Genomic DNA, 243 nt, shown 5'->3' on the forward strand with positions numbered 1-243 from the left:
CCAAAAACACTTGTTACCATCAAAATCAAAATCCGCATATTCGTGTAAATAACGGGATTATTTTCGTAAGCACCTTCATAAATAAAATAAGTACCCGCTAAACCATAATAGACGCCGAGTAGAACGGAAAGAAAAAGCCGTCTACTACCACTTTGGAACCAATTAGGGCGATATTGTCTTATTTTTCGAAAAGACATCCCCTGGATAAAAAGGATAGCAAGAAAGAGCGCTAAACTATCTATG

The 243-nt window shown here is 37.0% G+C and carries 1 protein-coding gene; it reads right to left on the reverse strand.

The window, feature by feature from the left end:
* The coding region (locus AC2FCQ_RS24705; RefSeq protein WP_490658456.1) for a hypothetical protein at positions 1–243 on the reverse strand (243 nt) is incomplete at both ends.

The organism is Serratia sp. CoH_134_PS_4 (assembly GCF_058190535.1).